The organism is Sphingomonas aliaeris, from assembly GCF_016743815.1.
Taxonomy (GTDB): Bacteria; Pseudomonadota; Alphaproteobacteria; order Sphingomonadales; family Sphingomonadaceae; genus Sphingomonas; species Sphingomonas aliaeris.
Genome location: NZ_CP061035.1, coordinates 726,213 through 743,200, shown reverse-complemented (window position 1 = coordinate 743,200; position 16,988 = coordinate 726,213). Strand labels below are relative to the sequence as shown.

The 16,988-nt window shown below is 65.4% G+C and carries 11 protein-coding genes and 2 pseudogenes; 6 read left to right on the top strand and 7 right to left on the bottom strand.

The genetic code is table 11. The annotated features are described in order from the left end of the window. Window positions 1-62: 62 nt before the first annotated feature. The 3 genes and pseudogenes from H5J25_RS03190 to H5J25_RS03180 form a co-directional block, all read right to left on the bottom strand. Window positions 63-1,970, bottom strand: a complete 1,908-nt coding sequence (locus tag H5J25_RS03190; protein WP_202094704.1) for an acetyl/propionyl/methylcrotonyl-CoA carboxylase subunit alpha — start codon at window positions 1,968-1,970, stop codon at window positions 63-65. 49 nt (window positions 1,971-2,019) lie between these two features. Continuing rightward, window positions 2,020-3,622 (bottom strand): annotated as a pseudogene (locus H5J25_RS03185) (carboxyl transferase domain-containing protein). Beyond that, window positions 3,619-4,785 carry an isovaleryl-CoA dehydrogenase gene (locus H5J25_RS03180; protein WP_202094696.1) on the bottom strand — a complete coding sequence of 389 codons (1,167 nt, stop codon included), beginning with the start codon at window positions 4,783-4,785 and terminating at the stop codon, window positions 3,619-3,621. Before H5J25_RS03180 ends, H5J25_RS03185 begins: the two are co-directional and overlap by 4 nt. Window positions 4,786-4,878: 93 nt before the next feature. Here H5J25_RS03180 and H5J25_RS03175 point away from each other — a divergent pair, with 93 nt between their 5' ends. Continuing rightward, window positions 4,879-5,757 carry a LysR family transcriptional regulator gene (locus H5J25_RS03175; protein WP_202094693.1) on the top strand — a complete coding sequence of 293 codons (879 nt, stop codon included), beginning with the start codon at window positions 4,879-4,881 and terminating at the stop codon, window positions 5,755-5,757. A 188-nt stretch (window positions 5,758-5,945) separates the two neighbouring features. On the opposite strand, the gene H5J25_RS03170 is transcribed toward H5J25_RS03175, so the two are convergent. From H5J25_RS03170 to H5J25_RS03160, 3 genes and pseudogenes are all read right to left on the bottom strand, one after another. Continuing rightward, entirely contained in the window at window positions 5,946-6,986 is a 1,041-nt protein-coding gene (locus tag H5J25_RS03170; RefSeq protein ID WP_202094691.1) for a GGDEF domain-containing protein, read from the bottom strand. A 307-nt stretch (window positions 6,987-7,293) separates the two neighbouring features. Next, entirely contained in the window at window positions 7,294-7,836 is a 543-nt protein-coding gene (locus tag H5J25_RS03165; RefSeq protein WP_202094689.1) for a pseudouridine synthase, read from the bottom strand. Next, window positions 7,833-9,453: pseudogene (locus tag H5J25_RS03160) on the bottom strand (NAD(P)/FAD-dependent oxidoreductase). The gene H5J25_RS03165 and the pseudogene H5J25_RS03160 overlap by 4 nt, the downstream one beginning before the upstream one ends. Before the next feature lie 126 nt (window positions 9,454-9,579). Here H5J25_RS03160 and ku point away from each other — a divergent pair. Both ku and ligD read left to right on the top strand, forming a co-directional pair. Next, window positions 9,580-10,431, top strand: a complete 852-nt coding sequence (ku, locus tag H5J25_RS03155) for a non-homologous end joining protein Ku (RefSeq protein ID WP_202094687.1) — start codon at window positions 9,580-9,582, stop codon at window positions 10,429-10,431. A gap of 155 nt (window positions 10,432-10,586) precedes the next feature. Beyond that, complete coding sequence (gene ligD / locus H5J25_RS03150) at window positions 10,587-13,100, top strand: DNA ligase D (protein ID WP_202094681.1); 2,514 nt, start codon at window positions 10,587-10,589, stop codon at window positions 13,098-13,100. Window positions 13,101-13,139: 39 nt separating this feature from the next. On the opposite strand, the gene H5J25_RS03145 is transcribed toward ligD, so the two are convergent. Beyond that, a complete protein-coding gene (locus H5J25_RS03145) occupies window positions 13,140-14,243 on the bottom strand; it encodes a DUF2332 domain-containing protein (RefSeq protein ID WP_202094680.1) in 1,104 nt (367 codons plus the stop codon). Between the two features lie 74 nt (window positions 14,244-14,317). On the opposite strand from H5J25_RS03145, the gene hisG reads away from it, so the two are divergent. The 3 genes from hisG to nusB all read left to right on the top strand — a co-directional run bounded on the left by hisG (window position 14,318) and on the right by nusB (window position 16,986). Next, a complete protein-coding gene (hisG, locus tag H5J25_RS03140) occupies window positions 14,318-14,980 on the top strand; it encodes an ATP phosphoribosyltransferase (protein WP_202094679.1) in 663 nt (220 codons plus the stop codon). Window positions 14,981-15,083: 103 nt separating this feature from the next. Beyond that, window positions 15,084-16,424: a histidinol dehydrogenase gene (gene hisD, locus H5J25_RS03135; RefSeq protein ID WP_202094672.1), complete on the top strand. Its 1,341-nt coding sequence runs from the start codon at window positions 15,084-15,086 to the stop codon at window positions 16,422-16,424. A 94-nt stretch (window positions 16,425-16,518) separates the two neighbouring features. Then, complete coding sequence (nusB, locus tag H5J25_RS03130) at window positions 16,519-16,986, top strand: transcription antitermination factor NusB (RefSeq protein ID WP_202094670.1); 468 nt, start codon at window positions 16,519-16,521, stop codon at window positions 16,984-16,986. Window positions 16,987-16,988: the final 2 nt, after the last annotated feature.

Sequence of the window (16,988 nt, the reverse complement as noted above, 5' to 3'; positions counted from 1 at the left end):
GAAGTCGAGAAACCGATGATGCGCGCAGGCTTCTCGACTGCGCTCGAAGCGAACGGTCCGGATCATTCCAACTTCCCGATCTTCACCAGCGTGGCACCCTCGCTAACTTGCCCCCCGACAACGGCATTCAGCGCCTCGACCGTCCCGTCGAACGGTGCGACCAGGCTATGCTCCATCTTCATCGCCTCCAGCGTGACCAGCTTCTGCCCCTTGGCGACGGCATCCCCCTCGGCCACCTCTACGGCGATGATCCGTCCCGGCATCGGCGACAGGATCGAACCGTCGGCGGCGATCCCGGCGGCGGCGCCTGAAGCGCGGCGGAACGCGATGACGAAGGCAGCGCCATCCTCGAAATAGGTCGTCGCGGCACCATCGCGTATCGATGTTCTCGCTCTATCATTCCATATCGCGTGATCACCAACCTCGACGCTCTCGGGCACGAAATCCACCAACAGCGATACGTCGCGTCTGGGGGAAGCGTTCAAACGGAAGCCAAACCGGGCTTTGGTCAATTCGAAGATCGGGCTTCCCCACGGGGCCGACATATTATCATCAACGAAGGCGATATCGTCTGCTGCATATTGCAGCAGCGCGTTGGAAGGGCGCGGCTGGGAACAGAGATCGTCAATATGTTCGCCGATGAACCCGGTCGTGACTATTCCCGCTTTAAATTCCGATCGATCCAGCAGGCGGGCCAGGAACCAAGCATTGGTTTTTACCGGCTCGCACTCAACCTGCTTGCACGCGATCGACAGGTCTTCGATCGCAGCAATTCGGGTATCGCCATGGCTGACAATCTTGGCGATCATGGGATCGTAAAACGGCGAGATAACATCTCGCTCGGCAACTCCGGTTTCAATACGCTGGTGATCCGGTAGCGCGAGATGGTCCAGTGGACCGGTGGAGGGCAGAAAACCGGTCGCCGGGTTTTCTGCATACAGCCGCGCTTCCATCGCCCAGCCGTCGATTGACAGCTCGTCCTGCCGCTTCGGCAACGGCTCGCCGCTCGCGACGCGCAATTGCCACTCGACCAGATCCTGCCCCGTAATCTCCTCCGTCACGGGATGTTCGACCTGCAACCGCGTGTTCATTTCCATGAACCAGATGCGGTCGGCGCGCAGGCCTTCGCTCGCATCCGCGATGAACTCGATCGTGCCCGCGCCGACATAGTCGACCGCCTTCGCCGCCTTGACCGCCGCGTCGCAGATGCTGGCCCGCGTTGCGTCGTCCATGCCCGGCGCGGGGGCTTCCTCGATCACTTTCTGGTGGCGGCGCTGGAGCGAGCAGTCGCGTTCGAACAAATGGACGACGTTGCCGTGTTTGTCCCCGAACACCTGCACCTCGATATGGCGCGGCGAGAGGATGTACTTCTCGATCAGCACGTCGGTATTGCCGAAACTGGACACCGCCTCGCGCTGGCATGATTGCAACGCGTCGGCGAAATCGGCCGCGTCGTCCACGCGCCGCATGCCCTTCCCGCCGCCGCCCGCGACCGCCTTGATCAACACCGGATAGCCGACCACCGTCGCCTCCGCCGCGAGCCGGTCGGGCGATTGATCGGCGCCCAGATAGCCCGGCGTCACCGGCACCCCCGCCGCGATCATCCGCTCCTTCGCCGCATCCTTCAGCCCCATCGCGCGGATGCTGTCCGGATTCGGCCCGACCCAGATCAGACCGGCATCGATCACGCTCTGCGCGAAATCGGCATTCTCCGACAGGAAGCCATAACCGGGATGGATCGCTTCCGCCCCCGTCGCCAGCGCGGCGGCAATGATCTTCTCGCCCACCAGATAGCTTTCGCGCGCCGGCGACGGGCCGATATGCACCGCCTCGTCCGCCTGCCGCACGTGCAGCGCCTTGGCGTCGGCGTCGGAATAGACCGCCACCGTCCGCACCCCCATCGCCCGCGCGGTGCGGATGATGCGACAGGCGATCTCGCCACGATTGGCGATGAGCAGCGATTCGATCATGGCACCCACTTTCCGTCGTGCGACGCGTTTCCGAAGGTCATCACGCCCGTCACATCCGGAACACGCCGAACGCAGGCCGCTCCGGGATCGGCGCGTTCAGCGTTGCGGCGAAGGCCAGGCCGAGCACGTCACGGGTTTGCGCCGGATCGATGATGCCGTCGTCCCACAGCCGCGCGGTCGCGTACCACGGATTGCCCTCATCCTCGTATTTCTGCCGGACGGGCGCCTTGAAGGCCTCAGCCTGCTCCTCGGTCCAGTTGTCCGCATCGCGGTGGACCGTCGCCAGCACCGATGCCGCCTGCTCGCCGCCCATCACGCTGATCCGGCTGTTGGGCCAGCTGAACAGGAATCGCGGTGAATAGGCGCGGCCGCACATGCCGTAATTCCCCGCGCCGAAGCTGCCGCCGATCAGCACGGTGATCTTGGGCACGGTCGCGGTGGCGACGGCGGTGACCAGTTTCGCGCCATGCTTGGCGATCCCCTCCGCCTCATATCGGCCACCGACCATGAACCCGGAAATGTTCTGCAGGAACAGCAACGGGATACGCCGCTGGCATGCCAGTTCGATAAAGTGTGCGCCCTTCTGCGCGCTCTCGCTGAACAACACGCCGTTATTAGCCAGGATCGCGACCGGAATGCCCCAGATATGCGCGAAGCCGCACACCAGGGACGTGCCGTACAACGCCTTGAATTCGTGAAATTCGCTGCCGTCCACCAGCCGCGCGATGATCTCGTGCACGTCGTACGGCGCACGCACGTCGCTCGGCACGACACCGTACAGGTCGTCGGCATCGAATTTCGGCGCGCGTGGCTCCTTCAGGTTGACGGGCGTGCCGGCCTGCGGCTGCAACGTCGAGACGATATCGCGGACGATCGTCAGCGCATGCTCGTCATTCTCCGCGACATGATCGACCACCCCCGACCGGCGGCCATGAGTTTCCGCGCCACCCAGTTCCTCCGCACTGATCACTTCGCCCGTCGCCGCCTTCACCAGCGGCGGCCCGGCGAGGAAGATCGTCCCCTGCCCGCGCACGATGATCGTCTCGTCCGACATGGCGGGAACATACGCGCCACCCGCGGTGCAGCTTCCCATCACGCAGGCGATCTGCGGGATGCCCTTCGCGCTCATGTTCGCCTGGTTATAGAAAATGCGGCCGAAATGATCGCGATCGGGAAACACTTCCGCCTGATGCGGCAGGTTCGCGCCACCGCTATCGACCAGATAGATGCACGGCAGCATGTTCGCCTCGGCAATCTCCTGCGCGCGCAGGTGCTTCTTGACCGTCAGCGGGTAGTAGGTCCCCCCCCTTCACGGTCGCGTCGTTGCACAGGATCATACACTGGCGCCCGGACACCCGACCAATGCCGGCGATCACGCCCGCGCCCGGCACCTCGTCGTCGTACAGTCCATTGGCGGCAAGCTGACCGATCTCCAGGAACGGCGAACCAGGATCGAGCAACCGCTCGACCCGGTCGCGCGGCAGCAGCTTGCCCCGCGCGCTATGCCGTTCGCGCGACTTTTCGTTACCCCCGAGCGACGTGCGCGCCACATCCGCCCGCAACGTCTCCGCCAGCGCGCGGTTATGCGCGGCATTGGCCCGGAACGTCTCGCTGTCGGGCGACAGCTTCGTATCTAGAACGGGTGCGCTCACTGCACCACCCGCTCGCTCGCGCCGATCAGCTCGCGACCGATCAGCATGCGCCGGATCTCGTTCGTCCCCGCGCCGATATCCAGCAGCTTGGCGTCGCGCAGATACCGCTCGACCGGCCAGTCCTTGGTATAGCCCGCACCGCCAAGCGCCTGGATCGCCTCGTTCGCGACACGCACCGCATTCTCGCTCGCCAGCAGGATCGCGCCCGCCGCGTCGAACCGCGTCGTCTTGCCCGCATCGCACGACCGCGCGACGGCATAGACATAGGCGCGTGCCGAATTCAACGCGACATACATGTCGGCGATCTTCGCCTGCATCAGCTGGAACATGCCGATCGGCTGGCCGAACTGCTTGCGTTCGCGCACATACGGCACGACCACGTCGATACACGCCTGCATGATCCCCAATTGGATCCCGGCCAGCACCGTGCGTTCGTAATCCAGCCCCGACATCAGCACGCCGACGCCGCCGTTCAGCGGCCCCATGATATTCTCTTCCGGCACTTCGCAATCGGTGAAGACCAGTTCAGCGGTCGGCGATCCGCGCATGCCCATCTTGTCGATCTTCTGGCCGATCGAGAAACCCGGCATATCCTTTTCGATCAGGAACGTCGTAATTCCGCGGCTGCCATCGCCGGTCTTCGCATAGACCACTAAAGTGTCGGCATAGGCCGCATTGGTGATCCAGAACTTCGTACCGTTCAGGACATAGCCGCTGTCCGTCTTGTCCGCGCGCAGCTTCATCGACACGACGTCGGACCCGGCCCCCGCCTCGGACATGGCCAGGCTGCCGACATGCTCGCCCGACACCAGCTTCGGCAGATACTTGGCCTTCTGCTCCGGATTGGCCCAGCGGCGGATCTGGTTGACGCACAGATTGGAATGCGCGCCATAGCTCAGCCCGATCGACGCCGACGCGCGGCTCACTTCCTCGCAAGCGATGACATGTTCGAGATAGCCGAGGCCCAGCCCGCCATATTCTTCCTCGACCGTGATGCCGTGCAGGCCGAGTTCGCCCATCGCCGGCCACAGGTCGCGCGGGAACCAGTCTTCCGCATCGATCTTCGCGGCGAGCGGCATGATCTTGTCGGTGGCGAAGCGCTGCGTCGTGTCGCGGATCATGTCCGCGGCCTCACCGAGCGCGAAATCGAAATCGGGCGTCATGCTCTCTCCGTTTCTATCTTGGCGGTACGTCTAGCACGCCGAAGGCAAAGCGTAAAAATTGAACTGCGCACATGCATGCTATAGATGGCATCTATGATCGACCGCTATTTGTTGCGCTATTTCCTCGCCGTGGTCGATCATGGCAACTTCTCCCGCGCGGCCCAGCATTGCCGCGTCACACAGCCTACGCTCTCGGTCGGCATCGCCAAGCTGGAGACGTTGCTGGAACGCCCCCTGTTCCTGCGCAGCAACCGCCGCGTCGAATTGACTGCGGCGGGAACGCGCTTCGCCGCACATGCCCGCCGGATCGAGGCGGAGTTCGCGGAGGCGGAGCGCGCGGTGCTGGAAGATGCGCCGCGCCGGCTGGTGCGGATCGGAATCGTGCCCACCCTGCCCGCCGCCTGGATCGAACAGGCCATCGCCGCCACGCGCGGCACGGGCGAACGGATCGAACTGGTCGAAGGACGGATGCGCGACCTGTCCCCGATGCTCGATCGCGGGCGGATCGACGCCATTCTCGGGCCCGTTGCTTCCGGCGGCGAAGCGCTGTTCACCGAAGCCTATGCGCTTGCCCTGCCCGCCGATCATCCGCTCGCGGGTCGCGCGGAGATAGGCGCGGACGAGGTCGCAGGCGACACGATGATCGTGCGGCGGCACTGCGAGGCATTGCCCGATATCAGCCGCTTCTTCACCGCACGCGGCGTCCGCCCCTTCATGGCCGCACGCACCACCAACGACGAACGCGCGCTGGCCTATGTCCGAAGCGGTCTCGGCATCACGGTCATGCCGCGCTGTTTCGCGGGCGACGGTATCGCGATGGCGGCACTGACGGGGTTCTCGGTCACGCGGTCGATCGGCTTCACGCTGGATGCGGACGGCACGGGGCGTTTGCGCGACAGCGCAGCGTTCGCCGGGTTTGGTGATGCGATCAGGCACTCCGGCGAACGGTCGCACGCCGGGGTGTCGCTCTAACCGTTCATACCCCCGCAATAACGTGTCTGGTCCCAACATAACCTCAACCCGTCATTCCCGCGCAGGCGGGAATCTATAATCACGACGGTTCGAACTGACTCATGAACGTCAGCCAGTATGGATTCCCGCCTGCGCGGAATTGACGAAGTGCAGACCGAATAATTCTCGAAGAAGTCGCCCAGCCCCGATCAGGCGGCCAGCGCGGCCGGGTGAACCGTCAGCACGCGGTCGCGTCCTTCGACCTTCGCCTGATACAGCAAAGCATCGGCGGCGGTGATCGCATCCTCGGCCTTGCCGTCGTCGATCATCACGACGCCGGCGGAGAAGGTGACCGGGGACAGCGCCTCTCCAGTATCCCGTACGCGGAACGACCGGCCCTGAAGGTTGCGGTTGGCGGCCTCGATCAGGCTGGCGGCGTCTTCCAGCGCGACGCCGTCCATCAGTACGACGAATTCCTCGCCACCCCATCGTGCGACGATGTGGGGTTCGCAACTCGTCGCGATCGACTCCGCCACAGCCTGGATGACCCGATCGCCGACCTGGTGGCCGTGCCGATCGTTGATATTCTTGAACCGGTCGATATCGCAGATCGCGAGCGCCGTGCAGCCATGCGGCTCCAGCGCGTCCAAATGCACCTGCAGCCCGCGCCTGTTGACCAGACCGGTCAGGGCGTCGCGGGCGGCATCGTTTTTGGCGGCGGCCAGTTCGGTATTGAGCGATTCGATCTGTTCGATCGCCGCACTCAACCGGCGCTCCGTATCACCCGTCAGGTCGATCATCGCGGAGATGCTGTCCGCGACGGCCTGCGCGGACTGCCCGCCATCCATTTCGTCCAGATGTTCGCTAAGATCGCGCCCAAACTGTCCCGTGGCGGACATTGCCTCGCCGGTAAGATCCGCAAGGTGCAACGTCTGGTGCCGCAGGCGCGTATGGCCAGCCGCTTCCTTTTCCGATTTCTCGCGATCCGTGCCGCCGCCCAATTGGCGATAAGCTGAAACGATCTGGTTCGCCTGCGCCTGGGTGATGCGGTCGCCGCCGATCAGGATCGCGTCGATCGCACGTGCGGCCAGGCTCCGGGGATCGTTCTTGCGCAGGAAGGCGAGCTCGAAGTTTATCGGTGTCGCGGGCAAATCTTGTTCGGACAGGAAGGCCATGACGTCGTAAAGGTCTTCCATCGCGGCATCGGGCAAGCCATCCGCGCCGTTCTTATGCCTGCGTCTGAAAATCATTGATCACCGTCCTTCCGGGCAGTCGGATAGCGCGATTGTCTTAACAATCGGCACTACCGACGAGGAGAAATCACTCTCGGCCAAGGTAAACGCGGCAATCTCAAGTATTGGCGCAGGGTCCACAAGACCTCCGCCCTCGCCCTTCGGATGGCGCCAAATCATCTTGGATTTCAGACCACTGGAAAGACGACTGTTCAACGGCAAGCCGTCTGCCGGGTTCGAAACGCCCATCGTCCCCACACATATTTTGGCAGAGGCCGTACCGCTAAAGCACGAAAGGAGCGGTGAGCGCAGGTCGCACCCCGACTCAGGCGCGGCGCCATTCACCCGGCAGGATACCGTCCACCGACCAGTCCCCGATGCTCTGGCGGATCAAGCGAAGCGTCGGGAAACCGATCGCGGCGGTCATCCGTCGCACCTGCCGGTTGCGGCCTTCGCGGATCGTCACGCTGATCCAGCTGTCCGGCACCGTCTTGCGGAACCGCACCGGTGGGTCGCGCGGCCACAGATTTGCCGGCTCCGCTATCCGCGCGACGTTCGCCGGGCGGGTCATTCCATCCTTCAGCATCACCCCGCGGCGGAGCGGCTCCAGATCCTCATCTCCGGGCGTGCCCTCAACCTGAACCAGGTAGGTCTTCGCGGTCTTGAACTTCGGATCGGATATCCGCGCCTGCAACCGTCCGTCGTCGGTCAGCAGCAGCAATCCCTCGCTGTCCCGGTCCAGCCGCCCCGCGGGATACACGCCGGGCAGGTCGATGAAATCAGACAAGGTACGGCGCGGCGTATCGGTGCCCGCATCGGTGAACTGGCACAGCACGTCGAACGGCTTGTTGAACAGGATCAGCGTCACCGGACCCCGATGCTCGCCGCGACCGCCTCGGCAACCTTGATGCCGTCCACCGCCGCCGACAGGATGCCGCCGGCATAGCCCGCCCCCCTCGCCCGCCGGGAACAGCCCGCGCGTGTTCAGGCTGTGCAGGTCATCGCCGCGCGTGAAGCGCACCGGCGACGACGTCCGCGTCTCCACCCCCGTCATCACCACGTCGGGATGATCGTAACCGGGGATCTGCCGCCCGAACACCGGGATCGCCTCGCGCATCGCGGTCACGGCGAAATCGGGCAGGCACTCTGCCAGATCGGTCGGCGTCACGCCGGGCTTATAGGACGGCACGACGCTGCCCAGCGACACCGACGCCTTGCCCGCCAGGAAATCGCCCAGCCGCTGCGCCGGCGCCTTGTAGCTCGATCCGCCGGCGACGAATGCGCGCTCTTCCCAATGCCGTTGCAGCGCGATCCCGGCCAGCGGATCGCCCGGATAGTCGCGCGCGGGATCGATCGCGACGACGAAGCCCGAATTCGCATTGCGTTCGTTGCGCGAATACTGGCTCATCCCGTTGGTCGCGACCCGCCCTTCCTCCGACGTCGCCGCCACCACCGTGCCGCCGGGGCACATGCAGAAACTGTAGACGGTCCGCCCGTTCGAACAGTGGTGCGAGATGTGATATTCCGCCGCGCCCAGCACCGGATGCCCGGCATTGCTACCGAAGCGCGACCGGTCGATCCACGATTGCGGATGTTCGATCCGCACCCCGATCGAGAACGGCTTGGCCTCCACGAACACGCCCGCCGCATGCAGCATCGCGAACGTGTCGCGCGCGCTGTGCCCCACCGCCAGCACGACATTGTCCGTCTCGATATAGCCGCCGCCGTGCAGATGCACCCCGCGCACCTGCCGCTCGCCCGCCGCATCCGCCCCGATGTCCAGCCCGTCCACGCGGTGCTGCCAGCGATATTCCCCGCCCAGCGCCTCGATCGACGCGCGCATGCTCTCCACCATCGTGACGAGCCGGAACGTACCGATATGCGGATGCGCCTCGGTCAGGATTTCGGGTGGCGCGCCCGCCTTGACGAATTCGGTCAGCACCTTGCGGTCCAGATGCCGCGCATCCTTGATCCGGCTGTACAGCTTGCCGTCGGAGAAGGTCCCCGCCCCGCCCTCGCCGAACTGCACGTTCGATTCCGGGTCCAGCACACCGCGCCGCCACAGCCCCCACGTATCCTTCGTCCGTTCGCGCACCACCTTGCCGCGATCCAGGATGATCGGCCGGTATCTCATCTGCGCCAGGATCAGCCCGGCGAACAGCCCGCACGGTCCCGCCCCCACCACCACCGGCCGCTTGAACCCCGTCGCCGGCGCCGTCGCCACGGGGCGATAGCTGGTGTTCGGTGTCGGCCCGACATTCCGGTCCTTGCGGAACCGCGCCAGCACCGCCGCCTCGTTCTTCACGTTGACGTCGACCGAATAGACCAGCTGGATATCGCTCTTGTCGCGCGCATCGTGCGCCCGCCGCGCGACGACGTGGCGGACCAGTTCGCGCGGAGTGATGCGCAGCCGCTTGCAGATCGCGGCCGGCAGGGCCTCGTCCGGATGATGGAGCGGCAGGGTCAGTTCGGTCAGGCGTAGCATCTTGGCCCCCTTAGCCGCTCCCGCCCCACGATTACAGGTGCTTGGCCCCGACAATCGCCGACCGGGCGGAACGATGCCACGCGGCCTGTGTTGAATCGGGTCCGGAACGATAAGGAGATCAACGACATGGCGGCACGCGCCTATTGGCAGGGGCAGATCAGGCTCGCGCTCGTCTCGATCCCCGTAGAGATATACGCCGCAACCAAATCCGGCGCGCAGATCGCGTTCCACCAGATCCACGAACCCTCCGGCAAGCGCGTGAAATACGAGAAGGTCGTCCCCGGCCTCGGCGCGATCGACACGGACGAGATCGTCAAGGGCTATGAGGTCGACAAGGGCGATTACGTCCTGCTCGACCAGGACGAGATCGACGCGGTCAAACTCGAGTCCAAGAAGACGCTGGAACTCACCCAGTTCGTCGATGCGAGCGAGATCGACGTCCTCTATTACGAGCGCCCCTATTTCGTCGTCCCCGCCGACGATCTCGCGGAGGAGGCGTTCATCGTCCTGCGCGAGGCATTGCGTCAGGCGAAGAAGGTCGGCCTCGGCCAACTCGCGATGCGGGGCCGGGAATATGTCGTCAGCCTGAAACCCTGCGGACGCGGCATGGTGCTGGAAACGTTGCGCTATGCCGACGAGGTGAACAAGGCGCAGGGCTATTTCCGCGACATTCCCGACGACAAGCCCGACGCCGACCTGCTCGAACTCGCCACGACGTTGATCGACAAGAAGACCGCCGACTTCGATCCCGGCAAGTTCCACGACCGCTATGTCGACGCCCTGCGCGACCTGATCGCGCGTAAGCAGAAGTCGAAATCCAACCGCAAGATCATCGACGACAAGGACGAAGGCGGCGGAAAGTCCGGGTCGAACGTGGTGGACCTGATGGCCGCCTTGAAGAAGTCGATCGAGAAGCCCGGCGGCACAACGGCGGCAAAGGCGCCAGCGAAGAAGCCCACGGCCAAGAAACGTGCCTGAGCCCCCCTCTTCTCCCCTCCCTGAAAGGGAGGGGCCGGGGTGGGTCGAGGCTTGGCGACACACCAACCTACAGCTCAGCCCGACCATATCGCCCGGACGCCACCCACCCCCAACCCGTCCCTTACAGGGAGGGGAGCAATCCCCGACACCAGCCAATGACCCCAGACCCCCTAGAAAAATACAACGCCAAACGCGATTTCGCAAAGACCGCCGAACCACGCGGCGCGCTCGAACCCGGCCAGGGCAACCGCTTCATGGTCCAGAAGCATGATGCCACCCGGCTCCATTGGGACCTGCGGCTGGAGGTGGACGGCGTGATGAAAAGCTGGGCCGTCACGCGCGGCCCCAGCCTCAACCCCGACGACAAGCGCCTGTCGGTGCAGACCGAGGATCACCCGCTCAGCTATTCCGATTTCGAGGGCACGATCCCGGCCGGCGAATATGGCGGCGGCACGGTGATGCTGTGGGACGACGGCACATGGGCCCCGGTCCCGGGCAAATCCGCGAAGGATCTCGAAAAAGGCCATCTGCACTTCGTCGTCGACGGGCAACGGATGAAGGGCGAATGGCTGCTCATCCGCCTGAAACCGCGCGGCAAGGAACGCAACGTCAACTGGCTGCTTCGCAAGGTCGCGGACGAATATGTCGGCGGATCGGACGATCTGGTCGAGGGTGCGCTCACCAGCGTGAAAACCGGCCGGACGATGCAGGAAATCGCCAGTGACAAGCCCGCCAAGGAACTGGCGTCATGGAAAAAGCTGCGGTCCGCTCCAAAAGCAGCAGCACCGAAGAAGGCTCCCGAAAAGCCTGAGACCACAAAGCCCGAAGCCACTAAGCCCAAGGCCGCCCGCCGATCCGGGACAAAATCGGTTATGCCCGAATTTCGCGCGCCGCAATTGTGTACGCTGGTGGACAGCGTCCCCACCGGATCGGGCTGGATCCACGAGGTGAAATATGACGGCTATCGCGCCGAGATCGCGATCGCAAACGGCCAGGCGAAGGTGTTCACCCGCTCCGGGCTCGACTGGACCGACAAATTTCCCGGCATCGCCGAAGCCGCCGCAAAACTGCCCGTCGCCTCCGCGCTGATCGACGGAGAGATCGTCGCCTTCAAGAACGGCAAGCCCGATTTTTCGACGCTGAAGGATGCAATATCGAACAACAAGGCGATGACCCTGTTCGCCTTCGACCTGCTCGAACTCGACGGGGAACGGCTGGAGCAACTCCCAAACGTCCAGCGCAAGGACCGGCTGCGCGCGCTGATCGACGGTGCGGACGACCGCCTGCAATTCGCCGAACATATCGTCGGCGCGGGTGAAAAGCTGTTCGAGACGATGTGCCGCGAAGGGTATGAGGGGATCGTCTCGAAACGCGCCGAGGCCCCCTATGCCGGCAAGCGCACGCAGGGCTGGCTGAAGATCAAATGCCTGCACCGGCAGGAATTCCTGATCGTCGGCTGGCTCCCCAGCGAAAAGTCGCGCGGCTTCCGCTCGCTCCTGCTCGGCGTCAACGACGGCGATACGATCCGCTACGCCGGAAAGGTCGGTACCGGTTTCTCGCAGGATCTGATGCTCGACATCGGCGCGAAACTGGAACGCCTGTCACGCAAGTCGCCGACGGTCGACGCCCCCAAGGCGGCGGTTCGCGGCGCGCACTGGGTGACTCCGAAACTGGTCGCGGAAATCGCCTTTGCCGAGGTCACGCCCGACGGTGTGCTGCGCCATTCCAGCTTTCTCGGCCTGCGCGAGGACAAGGCGGCGAAGGACGTGGTCGCGGAAAAACCGGCCGCCGCGCCCGCCGCGCCGAAATCGAGCATCACGATCACTCATCCCGAACGCCGGCTGTTCGACGACAGCACGATGACGAAGGGCGATCTCGCCGCCTTCTACGAAACGATGGCACCGCTCATCCTGCCGTTTGCCGCCAATCGCCCGATCTCGCTCGTCCGCTGCCCACAGGGGCGCGGGAAGCACTGCTTCTTCCAGAAACACGATGCCGGGTCGTTCGGCGGGCAGGTCCATCATGTCGACATCAAGGAGAAGGACGGCGCGCTCGAGCCCTATCTCTACGTCGATTCCGCGGACGGCCTGGTCGCCTGCGTGCAGATGGGGACGATCGAATTCCACGGCTGGGGCGCGTCGAACGGCGATGTCGAGAAACCCGACCGTCTGGTCTTCGATCTAGACCCGGACGAGGGCCTCGGATTCGCCGAGGTCAAGACCGCCGCCGCCGACCTGAAGTCGCATCTCGCCGAAATCGGACTTGTCAGCTTTGCTTTGCTGTCGGGCGGGAAAGGCGTCCACGTCGTCGTGCCGCTGACGCCCGAGGCGGAATGGCCCGCGGTCAAGGATTTCGCCGACCGCTTCGCACAAGCCCTCGCCCAGGCCGAACCGCACCGCTTCACCGCCACGATGTCGAAGGCCAAGCGCAAGGGAAAGATCTTCATCGACTGGCTCCGCAATCAACGCGGCGCCACCGCCGTCATGCCCTACACCGTCCGCGCCCGCTCCGGCGCACCGGTCGCGGTCCCCGTCACCTGGACCGAACTCGCGGACATCGACACCCCCGCCAAATGGCACGTCGGCGACGAACAGGCTTTGCTCGAACGCGCCTCCGACCCCTCCCTATCCGGCTGGGGCATCGCACGTCAGGTCCTGCCGGATTTGTGAAAAGGGACGCAGGAGGAGAAAAGCCGGCAGCCCGATAGCTCAAGCAATCTCCACCCGGGCTCCCTCCGGCAGATTCGCCACCGCACCCCCGACCGACGGCCCACCCGCATCGACCCACGCCGCATGCGCATGTGCCGTCGCCAGATCCGTCCAGTCCGGCAGGTCCGGCCAGCTTCTTGCCCGGATCATCTGGTGTCCGCGCGCGCGGTCAGGTTCCATCGTCACCCAGCCGAGTGGCCGCTCCGCGCTCGCCCGCGCGCCCGCCGCATGCATCGCCGCCGTGACTCGCGCCGCCACCGGTTCGGGCAGATACTGCCACACCACTGAATGCATCAGCACGCGCGTCACCCCCGCCGCCTGCGGCTCCGCCAGCCGTGCCTCCACCCAGTCCGCCGCATCGCCCTCGTTCAGCCGGACGCCCTTGTCCCGCATCATCCCGATCGCAGCCCGCAGCCGCACCGCGCGCTCCGGCGTCTCGGCCCACACATAGGCGGATAGCCGCCGTTCGACCGCCGGATCGGTCGCGTCCATCGGATGCACGTCGCACCCGCGCGTCGATACGATCTCGACCGGCACGGGCACCGGCGCCGGACCGCTCCACGCTGGCCGGATCGTCACCGGCGCATCGGGCGGCCCGACCACCGTCCCGCCAAGATCGATCCGGTACCGGTCGATCAGCAGGTTCAGCCCCGCGCTCGACCCGATCTCCAATATCTCCAGCTTCGGCCCATGCCGCCGCGCAATCTCGATCAGGCCGACCATCAACCCGGCCGATCGCCCCGGCTCGTTGGTCTGCGGCGGTCCATCCAGCCACGGCAGCAACGCTTCGTCATGCCGCGACAGAACCCGCTGCAACGTCGCCTTCACCGCGTCCGGCCCCGCGACCGCACCCGAAAAGACCGCCGCCAGTTCCTCGTCCGCGCCCGCCAGCACCAGCGCGTGCAGCCCGCCTATCAGGCGCAACGGCACGGCATCGCGCGTCGGCTCGCCCGGCCAGTCCAGGACCCGCGCGCCGACCCGGCTGTCGCGGGTCAAACCTTCCGCCAGCGCGACGCAGATCCGGGCGTAGATCGGCGCATCCATCTTCTCGCAATAGAAACGCTGGATCAGAAACGCGTCCCGGTTGTTCTCCTCGCTCGCCATCCGATCGCTCCCTTGCGCTTCCAACCGCACCGCAAGTTGCGCCCACCCCCCAGCGCAAGTAAAGCCCCGCCAGCATGCCAGACCCCATCATCATCGCGGTGCCCAAGGGCCGCATCCTCGCCGAGGCCGTTCCGCTGCTCGCGCGCGCCGGAATCGTGCCCGAAGCGGCGTTCAGCGACGAGGATTCCCGCGCGCTCCGCTTCACCACGTCGAACCCCGGTATCGACCTGATCCGCGTCCGCGCGTTCGACGTCGCCACCTTCGTCGCGCACGGCGCGGCACAGCTCGGCATCGTCGGGTCGGACGTGCTGGCGGAATTCGATTATTCGGAACTCTACGCACCGGTCGATCTGGGCATCGGCCATTGCCGCCTGTCGGTCGCCGAACCGGCATCGCTCGCCGAGCAGGGCGATCCGCGTGGCTGGAGCCATGTGCGCATCGCGACCAAATACCCGCACGTCACCGCCGCCCACTTCACCGCGCGCGGCGTGCAGGCGGAATGCGTCAAGCTGAACGGTGCGATGGAACTCGCGCCGCTGCTCGGCCTCGCACCGCGCATCGTCGATCTCGTTTCGTCAGGCCGCACGCTGAAGGAGAACGGCCTGGTCGAGGTGGACGTGATTTGCGAAGTCACCAGCCGCCTCATCGTCAACCGCGCCGCCTTCAAGACCCGCGCCGAAGTCGTGCCGCTGGTCGAGGCGTTCCGGAAAGCCGTGGCGCAGGACGTGGCGGCGTGAAATCCTTCCTATCCCCCGTTCGTTTCGAGCGAAGTCGAGAAACCGACGCCCAGCGATCCGCAACCCTTTCTCGACTACGCTCGAAACGAACGGACATATCGTCGTGATCACCCTCTCCACATCCGACCCCGCCTTCGACCGCGACTTCACCGCGCTCGTCAACGCCCGCCGCGAAGCGGATGCGGACGTCGCGCGCGACGTGCGGATCATCGTGTCCAGCGTCCGCGACGAAGGCGATGCAGCGCTGGCCGCCTTCACGAAGAAATTCGACCGCCACGATCCGAACGAAACCGGCTGGCGGATCGAAAAGAGCGAATGGCTCGCCGCCTATCAGGGTCTCGACCCCGCCCTGCGCGATGCGCTCGACCTCGCCGCCGCCCGCATCACCACCTATCACGAGAAGCAGCGCCCGCAGGACAGCGACACGACCGACGATGCCGGCGTCCGCCTGGGCGCACGCTGGAACGCGATCGAGGCGGCCGGCATCTACATTCCCGGCGGACGCGCGGCCTATCCGTCATCGGTCCTGATGAACGCGATCCCCGCGCGCGTCGCCGGCGTATCCCGCATCGCAATGGTCACCCCGACCCCGGACGGCGAGATCAACCCGCTCGTCCTCGCCGCCGCGCACATCGCCGGCGTGGACGAGATCTGGCGGATCGGCGGCGCACAGGCGATCGCCGCGCTAGCCTACGGTACACAGCGGATAGCCCCCGTCGATGTCATCACCGGCCCCGGCAACGCCTGGGTCGCGGAGGCCAAGCGCCAGTTGTACGGCGTGGTCGGGATCGACATGGTCGCCGGCCCGTCCGAAATCGTCGTCGTCGCGGACGATCGCAACGACCCGCAATGGATCGCCGCCGACCTGCTCAGCCAAGCGGAGCACGACCCCACCAGCCAGTCGATCCTGTTCACCGACGATGCCGCCTTCGCCCGCACGGTCGCGGATGCGGTCGATATGCAGATCGGCCAACTCGCCACTGCCAACACCGCACGCACCAGCTGGGACGCGAACGGCGCCATCATCGTCACCGCAAGCCTCGATGAGGCGATCCCGTTGGTCGATCGCCTCGCCCCCGAACATCTGCAGCTCGCATGCGACGATCCACAGGCCCTGTTCGACAAGGTCCGCCACGCCGGTTCGGTTTTCATGGGCCGACTTACCCCCGAGGCGATCGGCGATTACGTCGCCGGTCCCAATCACGTCCTCCCCACCGGCCGCCGCGCACGTTTCGCCAGCGGCCTGTCCGTGCTGGATTTCATGAAGCGTACCAGCTTCCTGCAACTGGACGAAGCCGCCCTCGCGGCAATCGGCCCCGCCGCCGTCGCGCTGGCCGAGGCGGAAGGCCTGCCCGCGCACGCGAAGTCTGGTCGCGCTGCGTCTGTAACGCACCATACGGCTCGACTTGCGCTTTACGCCCCCCACCGTTCGTTTCGAGCGTAGTCGAGAAACAGGCCCAACGGTCGTCACAGGTTTCTCGACTACGCTCGAAACGAACGGTGGGGTTTTTTGACGAGCGGCACTATAGGCACCGCACATGAGCACTCCCAATTCCCGCACGAAGGGCCGCAGCCAGGCCCGCGCAGCATCGCGTCTCGCCGCCGTACAGGCGCTATACCAGCATGATATGGAGGGCACCTCCATCACCGCCCTGCTGCACGAATTCCACCAGCACCGGCTCGGCGCGACGATCGAGGATGCGGAATATGCGGAAGCCGAAGTCGATTTCTTCGACGACGTGGTGAAGGGCACCGCCGCCCGCCTGGACGAGATCGACACCGCGATCGCCGCGAAGCTCGCCAAGGGCTGGAATCTCGCCCGGCTCGACAAGTCGATGCGCGCCATCCTGCGCGCCGGCAGCTACGAACTGATGGCGCGCCCCGACGTCCCCGTCGGCACCGTCATCACCGAATATGTCGACGTCGCCCACGCCTTTTTCGACAAGCGCGAGGCCGGGTTCGTCAACGGCCTGCTCGACGCGATCGCCAAGGACGTTCGCGCCTGATC